The organism is Marinomonas pontica (assembly GCF_036322735.1).
GTDB lineage: Bacteria > Pseudomonadota > Gammaproteobacteria > Pseudomonadales > Marinomonadaceae > Marinomonas > Marinomonas pontica.
On the sequence record NZ_AP027271.1, the window covers coordinates 920,957 to 939,154 of the forward strand.

The window sequence follows — 18,198 nt, forward strand, 5'->3', positions numbered from 1 at the left end:
TAAATGGTAACGGTAAGAAAAGATCACCCTGTTTTAGAGGATGGTAGTGTCGATATTGACGCATGGATGGGGCATTTTGCGCACTTGATTGACGACAGTACGCGGGTTCCATTGCGTATGGCCTGTGAGTTGGCTCGTCAAGCTGAATTGCAATGTGCAAGACCTTCCTATTGGGGAGCGCAAGCAAGTACTTTTCGTGCTGGACTGGAAATGGTCGAGATTTTATCCGGTTTTCGTGCTGACCAAGATTCCTTGGTGGCCGCAGCGCTTTATCGTGCCGTCCGAGAAGATCAGCTGCCTATTTCTCGTGTAACCGATATGTTTGGCCGCAAGGTGGCTTTGATTATCGAAGGCGTAATTAAAATGGGCGAAGTGTCCAAGAACCTGACCGCCGATACCGCGGCCGAGGTGCTTGGTAGCAGCGAAAATCAATTAGAGTCACTGCGAAAAATGCTGGTCTCTATCATCGATGATGTTCGTGTTGTGTTGATAAAGCTAGCCGAACGCGCGTGTGCGATTAAAGAGGCTAAACACCAAAGTGAAGAGCGACGCGTTGCTGTCGCATTAGAAGTTCAAAGTGTCTACGCTCCTTTGGCTCATCGACTTGGTATTGGTCATATCAAATGGGAATTGGAAGATTTATCTTTTCGTTACCTTTATCCTTCAGACTATAAACGCATTGCAACATGGTTGGATGAAAAGCGTTTAGATCGTCAGCAATACATTGATGATGTGATTAAGCTTCTAGACGAGCGGCTTAAAGCCATTAACATTCATGCAGACTTAATGGGACGAGCAAAGCACATCTACAGTATCTGGCGCAAAATGAAGCGCAAGAACATTGGCTTTGATGAGGTGTATGACGTACGTGCGGTACGTATTTTGGTGGACGAACCCATGGAATGCTATGGCGTACTTGGCGTGGTTCATAATTTATGGCGGCCCATTCCTCAAGAGTTTGATGACTACATCAGTAACCCCAAATCAAACGGTTATCAGTCTTTGCATACGGCTGTCATTGGTCCTCAAGGGCGGGCTCTTGAAATACAAATTCGTACTCATAAAATGCATGAAGATGCCGAGCTTGGTGTTTGCGCGCATTGGAAATACAAAGGAACCGATTTAAGTTCCAACAGCACCAGCTATGAAGAAAAGCTGCAATGGCTAAGAACCATTTTAGACTTTCATGAAGTCCAAGGGGATTTGGAGTCGCTGTCGGAGCAAGTTCGTAGCGATATCGAACAAGACCGCATTTATGTCTTCACGCCAGATGGGCATGTAGTGGATTTGCCCATTAATGCAACGCCTGTGGACTTCGCATATCGAGTTCATACTGAGATTGGGCATCGCTGTCGTGGCGCGAAAGTGAATGGCAAAATTATTTCTTTGGTCACGCATTTAAAAACGGGTGACAAGGTTGAAATCTTAACCACGAAAGAAGGTGGGCCTAGCCGAGATTGGCTGCATCCGACACTGGGTTACGTTCAGACTAACCGTGCACGCGCCAAAATCCAAAACTGGTTTAGAAAAGAAGACCGTGAGAAAAACTTAGAAGCCGGTAAACAGCTTTTGGACAAACAGCTGAAACGGCTTGGCCTTGAAGATAATCGTATTGATCTTCAAGCCATTTCATCCCGTTTTAACTTTTCTTACGCTGACGAAGTGTATGTGGCGTTGGGGGCTGGTGACATTCAGTTAGCGCGTGTACTGCGAGTGATTGATGATTTTTATAATCTCAATGGCGAAACGACACCGACGCGACCTATCCGTTTGAAAAAGAGCCGCCATAAATCATCAGATAATGACATTCATATTCTGGGGGTGGGTAAATTATTAACGCAAATGGCGAAGTGTTGTACCCCTATTCCTGGTGATGACATCGTTGGTTTTATTACTCAAGGGCGTGGAGTTTCTGTCCATAGACAGGACTGTATCAACATCGTTCAGCTAGGGTTGGATGAACCTGAAAGGATCATTGACGTAAGCTGGGGTGAAGAGCTCGATAATCAGTACCCTGTCAATATCCAAGTTGAAGCCTACGATCGAACGGGCTTGCTGAATGACATTACAAGCTTGCTGGCGAATGAGAAAGTCAATTTGTTGTCGATGAATACCTTGTCCGCAAAGGAAAATCATACGGCGAGCATACGCTTCACCATAGAAGTGGGCGAGTTAAGTGTATTGAGCAAATTATTGCACCGTATTAACCAGCTGCCGAATGTCTTAAATGTGTTTAGAGAGAGAGACTTTTGAGTAACGCGATTAGCCAATTGCAATATTTAATGGCGTGTTTGAGAGATGAGCAATTTGGTTGCGCATGGGACAAAAAACAGACGTACAAAAGTATCGCGCCTTATACGCTTGAAGAGGCCTATGAAGTGCTGGATGCTATTGAGCGTGAAGATTTTGAACATTTAAAAGAAGAGCTTGGGGATTTGTTATTCCAAGTGATCTTCTATGCGCAAATGGCCCAAGAAGAGCGGCGTTTTGACTTTAATGATGTGGCTGCAGGGATCGTTGAAAAAATGCTAAGGCGTCACCCTCATGTCTTTCCTGAGGGGGAAATTGCGCGCTTTGGTGAATCCTCATCGCTCACCGACGAACAAATTTCAGCGCAATGGCAGCAAATCAAAGCGCAGGAGAAGGGCGATACGCCAAGACAATTATTGGACGATATTCCCGCGTCAATGCCCGCCTTAATGCAAGCGGTTAAGATTCAGAAAAAAGTATCAAAGGTCGGATTTGATTGGGATAACATAGGCCCCGTTTTTAGCAAGATCAGAGAAGAACTTGATGAGCTTGAAGACGCGATAAAAGAACAAGATCGTCCGCATATCGAAGAGGAAATGGGCGATATTTTGTTTGCGATGACCAATTTAGCAAGACACTTAGATGTGTCGCCGGACATCGCGCTGAATAAAACAAATGTAAAATTCCGTCGACGCTTTGGCCGAATTGAAACGCTTGTGGCGGAACAAAATAAGTCATTAAACGAGTGTACTTTGGAGGAGCTAGATCGTTATTGGGATCAAGCGAAGCTAGAAGGTCTGTAAATACGGTGTTGTTGTAAAGAATAATAAATGCTCAGTTATGGGCGTGAATGGCAATATTAGGAGGATGAAGTGAGTGATCGACAGGCGTCATTACGTGAAAATGTTAGGTTGCTAGGCGATTGTCTTGGCGAAAGCATGAGTAACCATTTAGGGGATGATTTTCTTGAGAAAGTAGAAAACATTCGATTGCTATCAAAAGATGGGCGTCAATCCGGAGACTCTGCGGCTCTTATTCAGGCCTTGGAAGCATTGGACGATAAAGAAATCGTTCCCGTTGCTCGAGCGTTTAATCAGTTTTTGAATTTATCCAACATTGCAGAACAATATCATCGAGTCCATCGCCGTAGAACCAATGAAAGTTTAGGGGTGTACCATAACCCTGTTGGTGATTTGCTGTCCCGCCTCGATAAACAAAACTTCACCGCCGAGCAAATGCTTGCGTCCTTGCAGTCTCAGTCGATTGAACTGGTTCTTACGGCTCATCCAACCGAAGTAGTGCGTCGCTCTTTGATTCGCAAATACGACAATATTTCCAGCGAATTAGAAGCGCTAGACAAAGACAACATTCTGCCTCTGGAAGAAACCAAACACGTTCGACGCCTGAAAGAAATCATCACTCAAGCTTGGCATACGGATGAGATTCGGGAAGATCGTCCAACGCCTGTCGATGAAGCGAAGTGGGGTTTTGCCGTTATTGAGCAATCATTGTGGCAAGCCGTGCCCCGTTTTTTTCGTCAGTTAGATGAGCAATTCAGTGTGTTTTCTAAGGACGAAAGATTGCCTTTAGATTTAGCTCCTATCCGTTTCGCGACTTGGATGGGCGGTGACCGAGATGGCAATCCGAATGTGACTCATAAAGTGACCAAAGAGGTGACTTTGTTGGCACGTTGGATGGCTGCAGATTTATATATAAAAGATTTAAACGTGTTGCGCTCCGAATTTTCGATGACGCAATGCAACGCTGCTTTACGTGAGCGTGTTGGTGACAGTGCTCAGCCTTATCGTGAAGTGTTGCGATACCTAGAAAACAAAATGCTGGCGACCAAAAATTGGGCAAAAGCGTGTCTAGACGGAAAACCTATTCCGGAAGACGATATCTTTCTGGATGCGCAAGAGCTCACTGACGATCTGATTTTGTGTTATCAGTCGTTATTAGATTGCGGTATGAAAGTCATAGCAAATGGGTCGTTATTGGATTTGATTCGTTGTGCTGCGACGTTTGGAGCTACCTTGGTGCGTCTGGACGTACGACAAGATGCGTCTCGTCACATTGATGCCTTATCAGCGATTACTCGCTTTTATGGATTGGGTGATTATGCCGAGTGGGATGAAGCATCTCGTCAGGCTTTCTTGTTGACGGAGCTGAACTCAAAGCGACCACTTTTGCCGATGGAATGGACACCAACCGCTGAAGTAAAAGAGGTGTTGGACACCTTTAGTATGATTTCTAAGGGGCAGCAAAACTCTTTTGGCTCTTATGTTATCTCCATGGCCAGTGCGCCTTCTGATGTATTGGCTGTTGCGTTGATGTTAAAAGAGTCAGGCGTCAGCTTCCCTATGCGTATTGTGCCTCTGTTCGAGACATTGGCTGATTTGGACAACGCAGAACCTATCATTGAGCAATTATTCTCTTTGCCTTGGTATAAAGCCTACATCAATGGTCGCCAAGAGGTGATGATTGGCTATTCTGATTCCGCCAAAGACGCAGGGCAAATCGCCGCAACATGGGGTCAATATCGCGCTCAAGAAGCCTTAACGCGGCTATGTAAGAAACACGGTATTCATCTGACCTTGTTCCATGGTCGTGGTGGTACTGTGGGTCGTGGCGGCGGTCCAGCACATGTGGCTATTTTGTCTCAGCCGCCAGGTTCGGTGAATGGGGCGATTCGAGTGACCGAACAGGGTGAAATGATTCGCTTTAAATTCGGTATTCCTGATATTGCGGTACGTTCTTTGGAGTTGTATTGCTCTGCGGTTATGGAGGCGTCTTTGATTCCGGCTGAACCGCCGAAAGAAGAGTGGCGTGCCATTATGGATGAAATGGCCGAAGTGGGGATGAATCAATATCGATCTATTGTCCGCGGTCATGATGATTTTGTACCTTATTTCAGGGCGACGACACCAGAACAAGAATTAGCAAAATTGCCATTGGGGTCGCGCCCTGCGCGCAGACGCTCTGATGGCGGGGTGGAAAGCTTACGAGCTATACCTTGGATTTTTGCATGGATGCAGATTCGCCTTATGCTACCGGCATGGTTGGGTGCTGAAAGTGCACTCCAGCAAGGTGTAGAGTCTGGGAATTTAGAAAAGCTCAGAGAAATGCACAAAAAATGGCCATTCTTTGGGGCGTATTTGGATATGCTCGACATGGTCTTGGCCAAGGCTGAGCCGGAAATTGCTGAGTACTATGAAAAGCGCCTAGTGGGAGAAGAGCTTCAAGGGTTAGGGCGTTTGTTGCGAGCCAAGTTAAAACAGGTGAGTGATTTGGTCAAAATGCTTAAGAAACAAGAGCGACTGATTGAAGACAATAAAACCATTCGCCAATCGATAGATGTGCGTAACCCTTACATTGATCCTCTGCATTATTTGCAAGCTGAACTTTTATACCGCAGTCGCAAAGATGAGGAAAATGCCGAGGTGAATAAGGCATTAATGATCACGATGGCGGGCATTGCAAGTGGTATGCAAAATACAGGCTAATTGCAAATATGGTTGATAAATGCCCAGTATGGGTAAGAAAATGATAAAAAAAGGCACGTAAATTTGCATAAAGGATGGCTGCTTGGGTATGCTTGGCGGCCATTCAATTTTTTAGTATGCAAATGGTTTGACCTTTCATTGTGCTGCCGTGCAAATTGCACGTCGATGGTGCGCTGTGTCGGTCATCCTTGCTTATCAGTTAACGCTGTCTTTTGGAGACGTTTATGCGAGTAATATTATTAGGTGCACCAGGCGCTGGCAAAGGCACTCAAGCTCAATTTATTACAGAAGAGTTTGGTATCCCTCAGATTTCCACTGGCGATATGTTGCGTGCTGCTGTGAAGGCAGGAAGCGAAATGGGCTTGAAAGCAAAAGCGGTAATGGATGCCGGTCAGCTTGTTTCTGATGACATTATTATCGGTTTGGTTAAAGAGCGTTTAACGCAAGAAGATTGTGTTAATGGTGCGCTATTTGATGGCTTCCCTCGTACCATTCCTCAAGCTGATGCGTTAAAAGACGCGGGCGTTAAAATTGATTACGTTGTTGAAATTGATGTCGCTGATGAAGAAATTGTAAAACGCATGAGTGGTCGTCGAGTGCATGAAGCCTCTGGCCGTACTTACCACGTGGTTTACAACCCACCAAAAGTAGAAGGCAAAGATGACGAAACTGGTGAGGATCTTGTTCAGCGTGCTGATGACACAGAAGAAACAGTGCGTTTACGCTTGGGCGTATATCATGATCAAACGGCGCCTTTGATTGGGTATTACCAAGATTGGCTAAAAGCGGACAGCGCTTCTGCGCCTAAGTTTGTGAAAGTGAACGGTATTGGCGATTTGAATGAAATCAAGCAAAGCCTGCTAGCGTCACTAAAGGCGTAATTTTTTCATGGCGGTTATTTTAGCTCTCGATACATCAACGCCAGCTTGTTCTGTGGCGTTGAATCTTAATGGCGTCGTGCTGGAAGATTTCCGCATGGCTCCACGTCTACATAATGATTTGATTTTGCCAATGGTGGATCAAATTTTGGCACAGGCTGAAATTACACTGGCTGATGTCGATGCTATCGCATTTGGGCGTGGCCCTGGATCCTTCACGGGATTACGGATCAGTGCAGGTGTGGTGCAGGGGCTTGCTTTTGGTGCTGATCTTCCTGTTATTCCTGTTTCTACCTTGGCTGCTTTATCATTAGAAGGTTTTCAGAAAACGGGTAAAAACAACTGGCTGGCTGCATTGGATGCTCGAATGGGCGAAATTTATTTGGGTGGCTATCACGTCAATAAAGTGGCTGGAAACTATGAAATTCGACCACTGATTGATGAATGTGTGGTGAAACCCGAATCGCTGGTGGCTTTTAACGAGCAGTTTGATGGGATAGGATCTGGCTGGTGTTATGAATCCGTTCTGTCTTCTTTGCTTCCTGACACTCCTGAACATGTCTTGGTTGATTTAGCACCACGTGCCGCGTGTATTGCAGAGCTTGCTTTGTTGAAGTGGCAGCAAGGTGAAGTGGTATCTTCTTATGATGCTATTCCAACGTATTTGCGAGACGAAATTAGTTGGGAGAAACAGGCGCCTCGGATAGGAAAACGTTAGTGTGATTCGCTGGTTCCTAAACCATTTTAGCGGATATTCAAGACGTTATTGAATTCTGATCATTGTCTTGCTCACCTCATTCTTCTCACTCTGTTATTTAGAAGAATGGGTGGTCATTGTCTGGTTTTCCGGTCGTGGCTGTTGGTGCTTTAAAGCCGTTTGAGCACTGTCTATCATATAGCGTGTATGAGCGATGGCGAGAGTTGATGTTGTCGTTAGTCTTAACTGACTATTGCCGTTATCTTTTATTAAACTAGACAAATACCATCAACTTTTTCATTTCTATATCAAATGGAATGAGACTGAGTATGGTTGTTTACAATTCATGGTTAGTCATTATTTTTAAATGCTTATTTTTTTGTGCCATTTTTAGTATGCGCTTTTAAATTGAATGGCTGATCTACTCTACGATACCCAGTTATTCACATCGTTTTTCTATATTGATTTTATGAGAGGGCGTCATTGCTTAATTCGATTGCTGTTGCGACAAATGATAAAGCGCTAGAGGCAGAATGCCGCGTGTTGGCAACGTCGCTGAACCTCGATTTTATACTGTTGAAGGAACCCATTAAGTTTGTTTCTCAATATGATTATTTGCTTCTGAAAACATGGGATGGCGTGGCGATTGCAAAGACAGGAAAAGGAGCACCTAAGCCAGTATATGTCGACTTTACATCAGGGGCAGTTGATCATCGCCGTAAATTTGGCGGCGGCAAAGGGCAAGACATAGCGAAAGCGGTTGGTCTAAATAAACGCGCGAATTTATCGGTTTTAGACGCTACGGCTGGATTGGGTCGCGATGCTTTTGTGTTGGCGTGTTTGGGGTGCTCTCTTTCTCTTTGTGAGCGAGTGGGTTTTGTTAGAGCGATGCTAGAGGATGGCTTGTATCGTGCTTCACTTCATGAGGAAGTGGCTGAAATTGTTAACGATATGACGCTGTTAAGCGGTGACATCACTACGATTCCTCCAGACACTCGGTTTGATGTCGTGTATTTAGACCCAATGTACCCTCACACCGATAAGTCTTCTGCCGCGGCTAAGAAAGAAATGGCTTTTTTTAGAGATCTGATCGGGAAAGACTCAGACGCAGACCAATTACTGCCGTTTGCTTTGTCTATTGCAGAGTATCGAGTGGTAGTGAAGCGCCCTAAAGGCGCTCCTTTTTTGAATGGTTCTGAACCAACGTATCAGCTGGAAGGTAAATCAGGGCGATTTGATATTTATGTTTCTAAATCTCTGGACTCTTCCACATCATAAACTTTGTGCATTAATAATGTGGTGGTCGATCGCCATCGTGAATAGGTTGCTGCTGTCGATATGATTCTAGCTGATTACCCAATAACACAAGCTTTTCTTGCATCAGTAACATGTCTTTCTGTTGACTGATAAGCGCTTGATTTAAACTGTCAATTGTATCTTCTTGAAATTGCAGTTTGAATTCTAATTCGTCAATGCGTTGATTGATTTGTGAGGTGTTCATAGATACCTTCTGTGTGTTAACCTTACGAAACTAAATTCGTGCTTTATAAGCGATTCTATACAAATATATGATGCAATTCTTGGTCATGTTCAGTGTAAGAGTGGCGTGAAAATTGCTCTAAAATGAAGATAAGTATTTTACTACTATCTTCTTTAGCTTCACATGGTGATTTCGAAAAGAGTTTAGTAATAATATTTATTTATTCATTTTATGCACTAATACGGAGTCTATTTTTTTAGGATAGTCTCTGCTTCACAATAATATTCAATTTAATAAGAGATATATTTTTATGAATGATCATCAGGATAATGTTTCACGTAGTAAAGGGTCTTCTGTTGGTTCCGGTTTATTTTCATTGCGCACGTTTATCGTTAGCCTTGTAATTGCTTTGATTGTGCCTTTACTAATTGCGGGCGTATTGAAAGAAGAGATGAGCGCAAATTTCCTTGTATATTTTGCTTTTATTTTAGTGTCTGTTTATGTTGGTGCTATGGTAAGCCAAGCCAGCTCAACGGGATTTGATTCAGAGTCTGAAGAAGACGAAGATGATGATCGTGAGCAAGGAACGGTTAAATGGTTCAACTCTTCAAAAGGCTTTGGTTTCTTGACGATGGAAAATGGTGATGATGTTTTCGTTCATTACCGTGCGATTCGTGGCCGTGGTCGTCGTTTTCTAGTAGAAGGTCAGCTGGTGCGTTTTTACGTGACAGAGGGCGAGAAAGGTAAGCAAGCAGAAAACGTTTCTATTATTCGCGGTTAATTCTTTACTATATTTATGAGGTGTTTATGGCAACTGTTACGCTAAAAGGAAACCCTTTTGAGACTGTTGGCTCTCTTCCTGCGGTAGGTTCTGCAGCACCAGCGTTTGAGCTGGTAAAAACAGATTTGTCAGTAGCGACGTTGGCAGATTATGCTGGTGCTAAGTTGGTACTGAATATTTTTCCTTCTGTAGACACGCCAACTTGCGCTATGTCTGTTCGTAAATTCAACGAATCTGCGGCGGCATTAAAAGGCGTTAATGTTGTGTGCGTTTCGGCTGACTTGCCTTTTGCAGCAGCGCGCTTTTGTGGTGCAGAAGGTATTGATAATGTTGATACTGGTTCAACATTTCGCTCAACGTTTGGTAAGGATTACGGGCTTGCTTTTGCAAACGGTCCTCTTGCTGGGCTTTTGTCACGTTCTGTTGTTATCTTGGATGAGACGGGTTCTGTAATCTACACGGAACAAGTTGCAGAGACGGCTGATGAGCCAGATTACGAAGCCGCTTTGGCTGCTTTAGCGTAATTTCTGAATATAAAAAAGGCCGCTTCTAATAAAATGTAGAAGCGGCCTTTTTTTGTTCTTGAAATCGCTTTTTGCTGTGCGAGGCTCGACGTGTTTAGTCTTTTTGTACAGGAATCGTGTTGGTTGTTCTTTCTACCGTGTTATCTTTGTTTAAATAAACTAACTTTGGCTTGAACTCGTCGGCTTCTGCTTCGTTCATTTGTCCATAAGCGGCAATAATGACACGGTCACCCACTTGCACTTTTCTTGCTGCCGCACCGTTCATTGAAATGGTGCCTGAGCCAGCTTCTGCAAGAATTACGTAGGTGTGAAAGCGCTCTCCGTTATCCACGTTGTAAATGTCTATCTGTTCAAATTCTCTAAAGCCAGCAAGCTCTACAAGGTCTTTATCAATGGCGCAAGAACCGTCATACCAAAGCTCTGCTTGGGTGACGCTGGCCATGTGAAGCTTGCCTTTGAGAAGTGTAATTTGCATGTAAATGTCTCTCTTAATCTTTCTGTTTTGCTATTTTTATCAATGTGGAAGGTTAGTTCCAAATAAAAGGGCCTTCTTCGTAGCTATTGATTCGCCACCATTGGTCTGGGTCCTGTTCGCCTTCTTCTTCCCATCCTTGAAAGTTACACCGCACCTCGCAATTTAGTGCGTTAAAGGCTTGTTTTGCGCAGGCAATGTCATTTTCCCAAGGGGTTTGGTCGGAGTTAAACCAAATAGAGGTGAATCGCTTTCCTGCAGCTTGTTCTAAAATTGTGACTTCGACATCATGGTCATTCATTATTACTGTTACTTTAGAACACAGAGAAGAAGGCGCGCTTTTTTTAACAAGAGTAAAGGTGCTTTCTAGCCAATTGATGATCTTCTCTGTCGGGCAAGACAATACATATATTTCGATATCCGTTTGCATCGTTCTAATCCTTCTTTTTAATCATGTGATAAATTCGCAGAACACTCATGGATAGGTAACCTATTAATGTCCATAACACGCCACAACCTGCAAGGATGAGCCCAAACAATGCGATGATTTCTTGGGCCAACGATTCTGCGATAACGCGGTCAGCCACCATAAGCATCAGCACGCCAAAGACAAACACCAATCCACCTTGGATCATTTTGATTAAGGCCTGTCTTGGGTTATTTCCCAGTTTCATGGCCGCTTTGTGTATGATGTTTCTCATTTTGCGTGGCTTTTTCGTATCGGTTTATGGGGTGTTTTGCTCTACATTCGTAAAAAGGTTTTCTAGTATTCGAGTGTAGATTGTTGAAAGGTGATTTAAGCTCTCTGCGTCCACACATTCATTAATTTGGTGAATCGTAGCGTTAATTGGACCAAGCTCTACCACTTGGGTTCCCATTTTTGCAATGAATCGACCATCTGACGTTCCGCCAGAAGTGGACAGCTCTGGGGTAATGTTTACTGTGGATTGAACGGCGTCAACAATGGCATCGACTAGTTCACCGGGTCGAGTCAAGAATGGTAGGCCATTGTAGGTCCATTCGATGTCATAGCGTAAATTGTGTTTATCTAGGATGTCTATGACACGAACTTTAAGCGCATCAAAGTCTAATTCAGACGAAAAACGGAAGTTAAACTGCGCATTCAGTTTACCTGGGACAACATTGGTTGCCCCTGTTCCTGATTGAATGTTGGACACTTGGAAGCTGGTAGGGGGGAAAAAGTCATTTCCGTTATCCCAGTGAGCATTGGCCATCTCAGCAAGCGCTGGCGCTGCTAGGTGAATGGGGTTTTCCGCCAAGTGAGGGTAAGCAACATGCCCCTGTTTGCCGTAGACTGTCAAGTCGCCACTGAATGAGCCGCGGCGGCCATTTTTTATGATATCGCCTAATGTTTTTGTACTGGATGGTTCGCCGACAATGCACCAGTCAATTTTTTCGTTTCGTTCCATAAGGGCATCCACAACACGAGTGGTGCCATCAACAAATGGGCCTTCTTCATCGCTTGTGATTAGAAAGGATATCTGGCCTTGGTGATCGGGGTGTTTCGCAACAAAATTTTCAGCGGCTGTCACCATGGCTGCTAAACTGCCTTTCATGTCTGCTGCTCCGCGTCCATATAATATGCCATCTACGATGGCGGGTGAGAACGGCGGTATTTTCCATTCGGCTTCAGGCCCTGTTGGAACAACATCTGTGTGGCCAGCAAAGCAGAGGTTTGGCCCTGATGTGCCGCGTTTTGCATAGAAGTTTTTAACCTCGCCAAAAGGCATGAGTTCGATCTCAAAACCAATGTTTTTTAATCGTTCTATCATGAGGTCTTGGCAGCCAGCGTCTTCTGGTGTGACAGAGGGACGAGAAATAAGATCTAGGGCAAGTTTTAGGGTGGGGGACAAGTCAGACATTCTTTACCTTTGTATTGGATTTCGCTACCTTATGGAAGATTCTGTTACTATAACAGGAGATTCAAATTAAGGTGGGGTTATGAAGTTAGGTGTCATTGTTTTTTTAGGGTTGATTTCCACTGGTTGTAGCCTTATTCAGCAGCCTGTTATTCAAGAATCTTATTTTGTCCCTGTTATTCGCTCGGATGTTTCTTCTTCTGGCTATACACCAACTGTGGCACCGATGACTCAGAGAAAAGAAACCCCTCGCATTTACACACCTGTACTGCGTTAGTGGATCAACCTAAAGCAATTTTTGGCTATATTCCTCTGCATTAAAGCCCAGTAAAATGGACTCTTTAAACGTGATGAGAGGTCGCTTAATAATCGAGGGTTGAGCCAACATAATTTGGATGGCGCTGTTGTTATCCATTGTATTTTTGACGTCTTCTTCTAATTTACGCCATGTTGTTCCGCGTTTATTGATGACATTTTCCCAGCCAAGTTGTTCAAGCCATGCTTTTGCTTGCGCTTCGTTAACGCCTTCTTTTTTATAGTCGTGAAACGAATAGTCAAGGTTGTTGTCATCTAGCCAACGAAAGGCTTTTTTCATGGTATCGCAGTTTTTAATGCCATATATTTCAATCATTTTATTTCCCCGCAATGCGCCACTTTGAAAAGGTTCAAAATGGCGCTTGTTGGTTCTTGGTACTGAATTAGTTGTGAGCGTGCAACGCCTCGTTTAATTCGATGGCGGTTTTGTTTGTTTTGCACTCAATCGCGCCCGTTGAAGAGTTGCGACGGAATAGAAGGTCTGATTGACCAGACAAATCACGCGCTTTCACTGTAGAAACAACTTGGTTGTTTTCATCAAGAACGGCCACTTTAGAGCCCGCTGTAATATACAGACCAGATTCAATAATACAACGATCACCAAGACCGATACCGATACCCGCATTGGCGCCAATTAGGCATTTTTCACCAACTGCAATGACAATGTTGCCACCACCAGATAAAGTTCCCATTGTCGAGCAACCGCCGCCAAGGTCGGAACCATTTCCTACAACAACACCTGCAGAAATACGGCCTTCAACCATGCTGTTACCCAGTGTGCCAGCATTAAAGTTGACAAAACCTTCGTGCATCACGGTTGTGCCTTCGGCTAAATGTGCGCCTAAGCGTACTCGTGCTGCGTCGCCTACACGAATGCCGGTAGGAACGATGAAGTTAAGCATTTTAGGGAATTTATCAACGCTAAAGACCTCGATTGTGCGGCCTTCCATGCGTGCGCTTAACTGACGATCTGCCAATTCACGAACATCAATAGGACCTTCGCTTGTCCAAGCGGTATTGATCAACAAGCCGAACATGCCATCCAACACGGTGTTGTGTGGTTGAACAAGGCGGTGAGAGATTAGCTGAAGCTTTAGATAGACTTCAGTTGGGTTGCTTGGCGCTTCGTCGGTCGCAAGCACACATAGAATCACAGGCTTTGTCGAGGCTTTTAGACGCGAGGCAAGCTCTGCTTGCTCAATGTTGCCTGCTTTTAAAAGGCTCATGTGAAGACGGTTCAAGTCACCTTCGTCTAATACGATGGTGCTGTTTCCACCTTCATAATTGGTGCTTTCCAGAAGTGCATCTTGTGTGCTTTTTTCAACATTAAGGCTCGGTGTCGGGTAGAAAACCTCTAGCCAGTTGCCTTCTTTGTTTTGTGCTCCGATGCCTAGACCGAATGCGAAAATGGTATTGCTCATGTGTGCTCTCCAACTGAGTTGTCTAACTAAAATTTGGTAATTATCTGCGGCTTAAGAAATTCCGGATTCTTTTGGCAGCCTCAACACATTCAGACTCTTCTGCAACGAGCGCCATTCTTACGTGGTGGCTGCCAGGGTTGTTGCCGTTGTCTTCTCTGCCTAAATAGTTGCCTGGTAGAACTAAAACCGATTCTTCTTGATACAGCAAAGTGCAAAAATCTTCGTCTGTCATAGTAAGTTCAGGCCACAGGTAAAACCCGGCTTCGGGTTTTGAAATGGGCATGACGGGGGACAGTATTTCTAATACAGAGTCAAATTTGCGAGTGTAAATTTCACGATTTTTAATGACGTGTTCTTCATCATTCCAAGCGGCAATGGATGCGTCTTGGTGATGTATTGGCATTGCGCAGCCTTGGTAAGTTCTATACAGCAAAAACGGTTTCAGAATAGTCGCATCACCTGCGACAAAGCCAGATCTTAAGCCTGGTAGGTTAGAGCGTTTGGACAGCGACTGGAAGATAAGGCAATGCTTGTACGTGGTGTGACCAAGTTGCTGGCATGCTTCTAATAAGCCCAGAGGTGCTTGTTCCCCAAAATAAATTTCTGAATAGCACTCATCAGCAACAATGGTAAAGTTAAACGCTTGTGCTTTTTCAATCAGGTAGGCGTATTCCTCTAGGGTGGTGATACTGCCACTTGGGTTATTAGGAGAGCACACAAACAGTACTTCGCAGTGCTGCCATGTCTCATCGCTTACTTGTTGGTAGTCGACTTTATAGTTCGTTTCTGAGCCGCAAGGTAAAAAGTGTAGGTCAGCACCCGCAAGAATGCCGGCCCCTTCATAAATTTGGTAAAACGGATTTGGGCTGACGACAAGAGGTTGTTCTTTTTCACCGACTAAGGTCTGCGTGATGGCAAACAATGCTTCACGAGTGCCTGTCACCGGTAATACTTCTGTGTCTGGATTGAGTGCATCCAAATTGAAGCGCTTAATAGCCCATTTGCTAATGGCTTCCCGAAGAGGAAGCTCCCCTTTGGTGCTTGGGTATTTGCTCACGCCACCCAAACTATTGGCGAGTGTTTCAAGCACAATCGCGGGTGCTTCATGCTGAGGTTCGCCAATGGTCAGTTTAATCAGCGGCTTGTCTGGATTGGGCGTTAACCCTTCGATCAGCTCAGCAAGCTTCTGGAATGGGTATGGGTGCAAAGAATGTATAAGAGGGTTCATTGGTCTTTAGTCCATTGCTTGAGAAAAACGGTCTATTTTCTCTTTTAAAAGGGTGCAGATATTGTTCATGGTGTCAGGATCCGTGATGAGGTCGCCATTTTCCTCTGTGATGTAGAAAGTGTCTTCCACTCGCTCACCTAGGGTAGCGATTTTGGCCTTGTGCAGCATGATATTGTGGTTCATGAAAAATTGTCCGACGAGAGCTAGCAGGCCAGGTCGATCGGGTGCGGTTATTTCGAGCGCAGACCACACTTCTTCCGGTTGGCTAACAAAATGAGCCGTTGACGGGGAGTTGAATATTTTGAGTATTCTGGGTGTGTGGCGCTGTACGACACTCTCGAAAAGAGACGGTGTTTCAAGTTGCTCCATCAAGGTTTTACGAATCAATGTAATGCGTTCTTTGTCTAAATGAAGATTGGTGTCGTTGTCGTTGCTGTCCATAACGACAAAACTATCTAGACTGTAGTTGTTGGTGGTGTGGCTGATTTTGGCGTCCAAAATAGTCAGCCCAAGCTGCTCGAATGTGGCGGCCGTAACGGCAAACAGGTGTTTGCTAATGGGCGTGTAAATAAAAATTTTGCTGGCACCAGAAAAATTTCGACCGCCAAGTGGGGTGATCGCAATCAGTGGTTTATCGCTTGGTCTATGACGCAAAATGGCTTCGGTATTCCAGGCAATTTCATCGCCATTTGAGCGTATGAAATACTCTTCTTCTATGGTTTCCCAAATGGTTTCGGCTTCCATGATATCGACATTTCGCTCGATAATAATTTCCAGTGCTCGTTGTTTGTGTTCGTCACTGATCATGTCGGCATCAATCGGGTAGTCTAGACCACGGCGCAAGGCTCGCTTGGTTTCCAAATAAAGTTGACGCATAAGAGACGCGCGCCAACTGTTCCACATTGTCGGGTTGGTGGCGTTGATGTCCGCTACGGTTAGAATGAAAAGGTAATCCAGATGTTCTTGGTCTTTCACATAGCTGGCAAATTCCCAGATGACTTCTGGATCTGAAATGTCTTTGCGTTGGGCTGTCACAGACATGAAGAGGTGGTTTCGAACCAGCCAGACGACAAGGTCGGTGTCTCGCTTTGGCAGACCGTGTCGCTCACAAAAGGCTTGAGCGTCAACGCAACCCAGTTCCGAATGGTCCCCGCCACGTCCTTTCGCGATGTCGTGGTACAAACCAGCGATATAGAGCAACTCGACTTTTGCTACATGGCGAATGGCCTGAGCAGAAATCGGGAATTTTTGTTTGAATTCGGGTAACCATAGGCGTCGCAAATTCTCGACCAGCTGGAGGGTATGAGCATCTACCGTATAAATATGGAATAGGTCGTGCTGCATTTGCCCAATAATGGCACCAAACTCTGGTAAGTATCGACCAAGTAGCCCAAGGTGTTTCATTGATCTTAATATGCTGGTAAGGCGATATCGGCTGGCAATGATATCAAGAAAGAGATCTGTATTGACTTTATTGTTTCTAAAGTCGTCGTCAATTAGGTCTAAGTTGTCGCGTAGCTGTCGCATGGTGTTGGCACGAATACCTTTGATGTGTTCGTGGGCACCAAGTAAGACGTATATTTCAAGCATGCTTGAAGGATTGTCTTGAAAGAGCGTATTAGAGCGTGCTTCAAGCTGACCATTGGCAATTTGAAAATGGTCGTTTAGGACTTCGACAACATTGATTTCGTCTTTGGCTAAAAAGGATTCTTCAAAATGCTGAAGGAGCAAGTCGTTGAGTTGTTGGATTGCGGCAACGCTTTGGTAATAGCCTTGCATAAAACGCTCAACATTGCGCTTTAAGTCATTGTCATCAAAGCCGAACAGTTTGGCTAAGGTGCGTTGGTGGTCAAAAAGAAGTCGATCTTCTTTTCGTCCCGCCACCATATGCAAAGCCCAGCGTATGCGCCATAAGTTGCTTACTGCGCCTTTGAGCTGAATGTATTCATCTTCTGATAAGAATTGCTTCTCTATTAGTGCGCTAAGTCGATGGGTGTGAAGGTGGCGTTTTGCTACCCAGTCAATCACCTGCATGTCTCTTAGGCCGCCTGGACACTCTTTTAGGTTGGGTTCTAGGTTGTAGGCGGTGTTTTGATATTTTGCGTGACGTTGTTTTTGTTCAGTCAGTTTTGCCTGATAAAAGGAATGTCCATCCCACATTTGAGAGATGTCAACGTGCAGTTTTAATGTTGCGAGCAAGTCAACGGGGCCGATTAAGGTGCGAGACTCAATTAAGTTAGTAATAACTGTGATGTCTTTTGCGGCCATCTCGGTACATTGATCTATAGTGCGCACACTGTGCCCAACGTCTAAATTAATGTCCCATAAAAACGTAATGAAGGACTCTATTTTGTCTTTAGGAGCCGATGTTTCATTCTCGATCAAGATGAGTAGGTCAATGTCTGATTTTGGGTGCAGCTCTCCACGCCCGTATCCGCCAACCGCCACGAGACTAACATGCACTTCGCTGTCGAGCGCTTTTGATGTCCATGCGGCTTGCATGACTTCGTCGAAAAAAGAGGATAAACCTTTTACGAGTTTCTCGATTGGATAAAGCGAGTGAAAAAGGTCGTTATAAATGTTGGTTTTTTCTTCAATAATGGCTTTGTAGCGCGGAATAGAGCAGCCCGGCTGGGACAGTTCGTGTTTTTCTTCCGTTGATAGCAGTGGCGGAGCGTCTGGAAAAGCAGGGAAGTCCATACAAGAGCCTCGAAGAATGAATAATGATTTTTAAAATAGTGCCGCAAATTAGTGGCGTGTCAGTCGAAT

General features: G+C 44.7%; 18 protein-coding genes. 9 read left to right on the top strand and 9 right to left on the bottom strand.

Going from position 1 to position 18,198, the window contains the following annotated elements; genetic code table 11:
• Window positions 1–3: 3 nt before the first annotated feature.
• From relA to AABA11_RS04325, 6 genes are all read left to right on the top strand, one after another.
• Complete coding sequence (relA, locus tag AABA11_RS04300) at window positions 4–2,253, top strand: GTP diphosphokinase (RefSeq protein ID WP_338265695.1); 2,250 nt, start codon at window positions 4–6, stop codon at window positions 2,251–2,253.
• Window positions 2,250–3,053: a nucleoside triphosphate pyrophosphohydrolase gene (gene mazG, locus AABA11_RS04305; RefSeq protein WP_338265700.1), complete on the top strand. Its 804-nt coding sequence runs from the start codon at window positions 2,250–2,252 to the stop codon at window positions 3,051–3,053. Before relA ends, mazG begins: the two co-directional genes overlap by 4 nt.
• A gap of 69 nt (window positions 3,054–3,122) precedes the next feature.
• On the top strand, window positions 3,123–5,753 hold the full coding sequence (gene ppc, locus AABA11_RS04310; protein WP_338265702.1) for a phosphoenolpyruvate carboxylase: 2,631 nt from the start codon (window positions 3,123–3,125) through the stop codon (window positions 5,751–5,753).
• Between the two features lie 224 nt (window positions 5,754–5,977).
• Window positions 5,978–6,634, top strand: a complete 657-nt coding sequence (gene adk / locus AABA11_RS04315; protein WP_338265705.1) for an adenylate kinase — start codon at window positions 5,978–5,980, stop codon at window positions 6,632–6,634.
• 7 nt (window positions 6,635–6,641) lie between these two features.
• The gene (gene tsaB / locus AABA11_RS04320; RefSeq protein ID WP_338265707.1) at window positions 6,642–7,349 is read left to right on the top strand and encodes a tRNA (adenosine(37)-N6)-threonylcarbamoyltransferase complex dimerization subunit type 1 TsaB; all 708 of its coding nucleotides are present in this window, start codon (window positions 6,642–6,644) and stop codon (window positions 7,347–7,349) included.
• Between the two features lie 462 nt (window positions 7,350–7,811).
• Entirely contained in the window at window positions 7,812–8,606 is a 795-nt protein-coding gene (locus tag AABA11_RS04325) for a class I SAM-dependent methyltransferase (RefSeq protein WP_338265709.1), read from the top strand.
• A gap of 10 nt (window positions 8,607–8,616) precedes the next feature.
• Here the strand turns inward: AABA11_RS04325 and AABA11_RS04330 are convergent, their stop codons facing one another.
• On the bottom strand, window positions 8,617–8,829 hold the full coding sequence (locus AABA11_RS04330; RefSeq protein WP_265728517.1) for a SlyX family protein: 213 nt from the start codon (window positions 8,827–8,829) through the stop codon (window positions 8,617–8,619).
• Window positions 8,830–9,118: 289 nt separating this feature from the next.
• On the opposite strand from AABA11_RS04330, the gene AABA11_RS04335 reads away from it, so the two are divergent.
• Both AABA11_RS04335 and tpx read left to right on the top strand, forming a co-directional pair.
• Window positions 9,119–9,589, top strand: a complete 471-nt coding sequence (locus AABA11_RS04335) for a cold-shock protein (RefSeq protein ID WP_338265712.1) — start codon at window positions 9,119–9,121, stop codon at window positions 9,587–9,589.
• A 26-nt stretch (window positions 9,590–9,615) separates the two neighbouring features.
• Window positions 9,616–10,113 carry a thiol peroxidase gene (gene tpx, locus AABA11_RS04340; protein WP_265728516.1) on the top strand — a complete coding sequence of 166 codons (498 nt, stop codon included), beginning with the start codon at window positions 9,616–9,618 and terminating at the stop codon, window positions 10,111–10,113.
• 94 nt (window positions 10,114–10,207) lie between these two features.
• On the opposite strand, the gene panD is transcribed toward tpx, so the two are convergent.
• The 4 genes from panD to dapE are packed head-to-tail and all read right to left on the bottom strand — an operon-like array spanning window position 10,208 to window position 12,468.
• Complete coding sequence (gene panD, locus AABA11_RS04345; RefSeq protein WP_265728515.1) at window positions 10,208–10,588, bottom strand: aspartate 1-decarboxylase; 381 nt, start codon at window positions 10,586–10,588, stop codon at window positions 10,208–10,210.
• Window positions 10,589–10,640: 52 nt separating this feature from the next.
• Entirely contained in the window at window positions 10,641–11,015 is a 375-nt protein-coding gene (locus tag AABA11_RS04350) for a hypothetical protein (RefSeq protein WP_338265715.1), read from the bottom strand.
• Window positions 11,016–11,019: 4 nt separating this feature from the next.
• A complete protein-coding gene (locus tag AABA11_RS04355) occupies window positions 11,020–11,286 on the bottom strand; it encodes a hypothetical protein (RefSeq protein WP_265728513.1) in 267 nt (88 codons plus the stop codon).
• A 24-nt stretch (window positions 11,287–11,310) separates the two neighbouring features.
• Entirely contained in the window at window positions 11,311–12,468 is a 1,158-nt protein-coding gene (gene dapE, locus AABA11_RS04360; protein ID WP_338265718.1) for a succinyl-diaminopimelate desuccinylase, read from the bottom strand.
• A 79-nt stretch (window positions 12,469–12,547) separates the two neighbouring features.
• Here dapE and AABA11_RS04365 point away from each other — a divergent pair, with 79 nt between their 5' ends.
• A complete protein-coding gene (locus tag AABA11_RS04365; protein WP_338265720.1) occupies window positions 12,548–12,742 on the top strand; it encodes a hypothetical protein in 195 nt (64 codons plus the stop codon).
• Window positions 12,743–12,751: 9 nt separating this feature from the next.
• On the opposite strand, the gene AABA11_RS04370 is transcribed toward AABA11_RS04365, so the two are convergent.
• From AABA11_RS04370 to glnD, 4 genes are all read right to left on the bottom strand, one after another.
• Window positions 12,752–13,096 (bottom strand): ArsC family reductase, encoded by a 345-nt coding sequence (locus tag AABA11_RS04370; RefSeq protein ID WP_265728511.1) that lies wholly within the window; start codon window positions 13,094–13,096, stop codon window positions 12,752–12,754.
• A 67-nt stretch (window positions 13,097–13,163) separates the two neighbouring features.
• Window positions 13,164–14,201, bottom strand: coding sequence for a 2,3,4,5-tetrahydropyridine-2,6-dicarboxylate N-succinyltransferase (gene dapD / locus AABA11_RS04375; RefSeq protein ID WP_338265723.1), 1,038 nt, complete (start codon window positions 14,199–14,201; stop codon window positions 13,164–13,166).
• A gap of 40 nt (window positions 14,202–14,241) precedes the next feature.
• On the bottom strand, window positions 14,242–15,429 hold the full coding sequence (dapC, locus tag AABA11_RS04380) for a succinyldiaminopimelate transaminase (RefSeq protein ID WP_338265725.1): 1,188 nt from the start codon (window positions 15,427–15,429) through the stop codon (window positions 14,242–14,244).
• Between the two features lie 6 nt (window positions 15,430–15,435).
• On the bottom strand, window positions 15,436–18,129 hold the full coding sequence (gene glnD, locus AABA11_RS04385) for a [protein-PII] uridylyltransferase (protein WP_338265727.1): 2,694 nt from the start codon (window positions 18,127–18,129) through the stop codon (window positions 15,436–15,438).
• Window positions 18,130–18,198 lie beyond the last annotated feature (69 nt).

What these genes read in the sequence shown, in the direction of transcription:
- AABA11_RS04350 (WP_338265715.1), bottom strand. Translation starts at nt 11,015, where the DNA reads ATGCAAACGGATATCGAAATATATGTATTGTCTTGCCCGACAGAGAAG.
- tpx (WP_265728516.1), top strand. Translation starts at nt 9,616, where the DNA reads ATGGCAACTGTTACGCTAAAAGGAAACCCTTTTGAGACTGTTGGCTCT.
- dapE (WP_338265718.1), bottom strand. Translation starts at nt 12,468, where the DNA reads ATGTCTGACTTGTCCCCCACCCTAAAACTTGCCCTAGATCTTATTTCT.
- relA (WP_338265695.1), top strand. Translation starts at nt 4, where the DNA reads ATGGTAACGGTAAGAAAAGATCACCCTGTTTTAGAGGATGGTAGTGTC.
- tsaB (WP_338265707.1), top strand. Translation starts at nt 6,642, where the DNA reads ATGGCGGTTATTTTAGCTCTCGATACATCAACGCCAGCTTGTTCTGTG.
- AABA11_RS04330 (WP_265728517.1), bottom strand. Translation starts at nt 8,829, where the DNA reads ATGAACACCTCACAAATCAATCAACGCATTGACGAATTAGAATTCAAA.
- AABA11_RS04365 (WP_338265720.1), top strand. Translation starts at nt 12,548, where the DNA reads ATGAAGTTAGGTGTCATTGTTTTTTTAGGGTTGATTTCCACTGGTTGT.
- AABA11_RS04355 (WP_265728513.1), bottom strand. Translation starts at nt 11,286, where the DNA reads ATGAGAAACATCATACACAAAGCGGCCATGAAACTGGGAAATAACCCA.
- dapD (WP_338265723.1), bottom strand. Translation starts at nt 14,201, where the DNA reads ATGAGCAATACCATTTTCGCATTCGGTCTAGGCATCGGAGCACAAAAC.
- AABA11_RS04370 (WP_265728511.1), bottom strand. Translation starts at nt 13,096, where the DNA reads ATGATTGAAATATATGGCATTAAAAACTGCGATACCATGAAAAAAGCC.
- AABA11_RS04335 (WP_338265712.1), top strand. Translation starts at nt 9,119, where the DNA reads ATGAATGATCATCAGGATAATGTTTCACGTAGTAAAGGGTCTTCTGTT.
- dapC (WP_338265725.1), bottom strand. Translation starts at nt 15,429, where the DNA reads ATGAACCCTCTTATACATTCTTTGCACCCATACCCATTCCAGAAGCTT.
- glnD (WP_338265727.1), bottom strand. Translation starts at nt 18,129, where the DNA reads ATGGACTTCCCTGCTTTTCCAGACGCTCCGCCACTGCTATCAACGGAA.
- panD (WP_265728515.1), bottom strand. Translation starts at nt 10,588, where the DNA reads ATGCAAATTACACTTCTCAAAGGCAAGCTTCACATGGCCAGCGTCACC.
- adk (WP_338265705.1), top strand. Translation starts at nt 5,978, where the DNA reads ATGCGAGTAATATTATTAGGTGCACCAGGCGCTGGCAAAGGCACTCAA.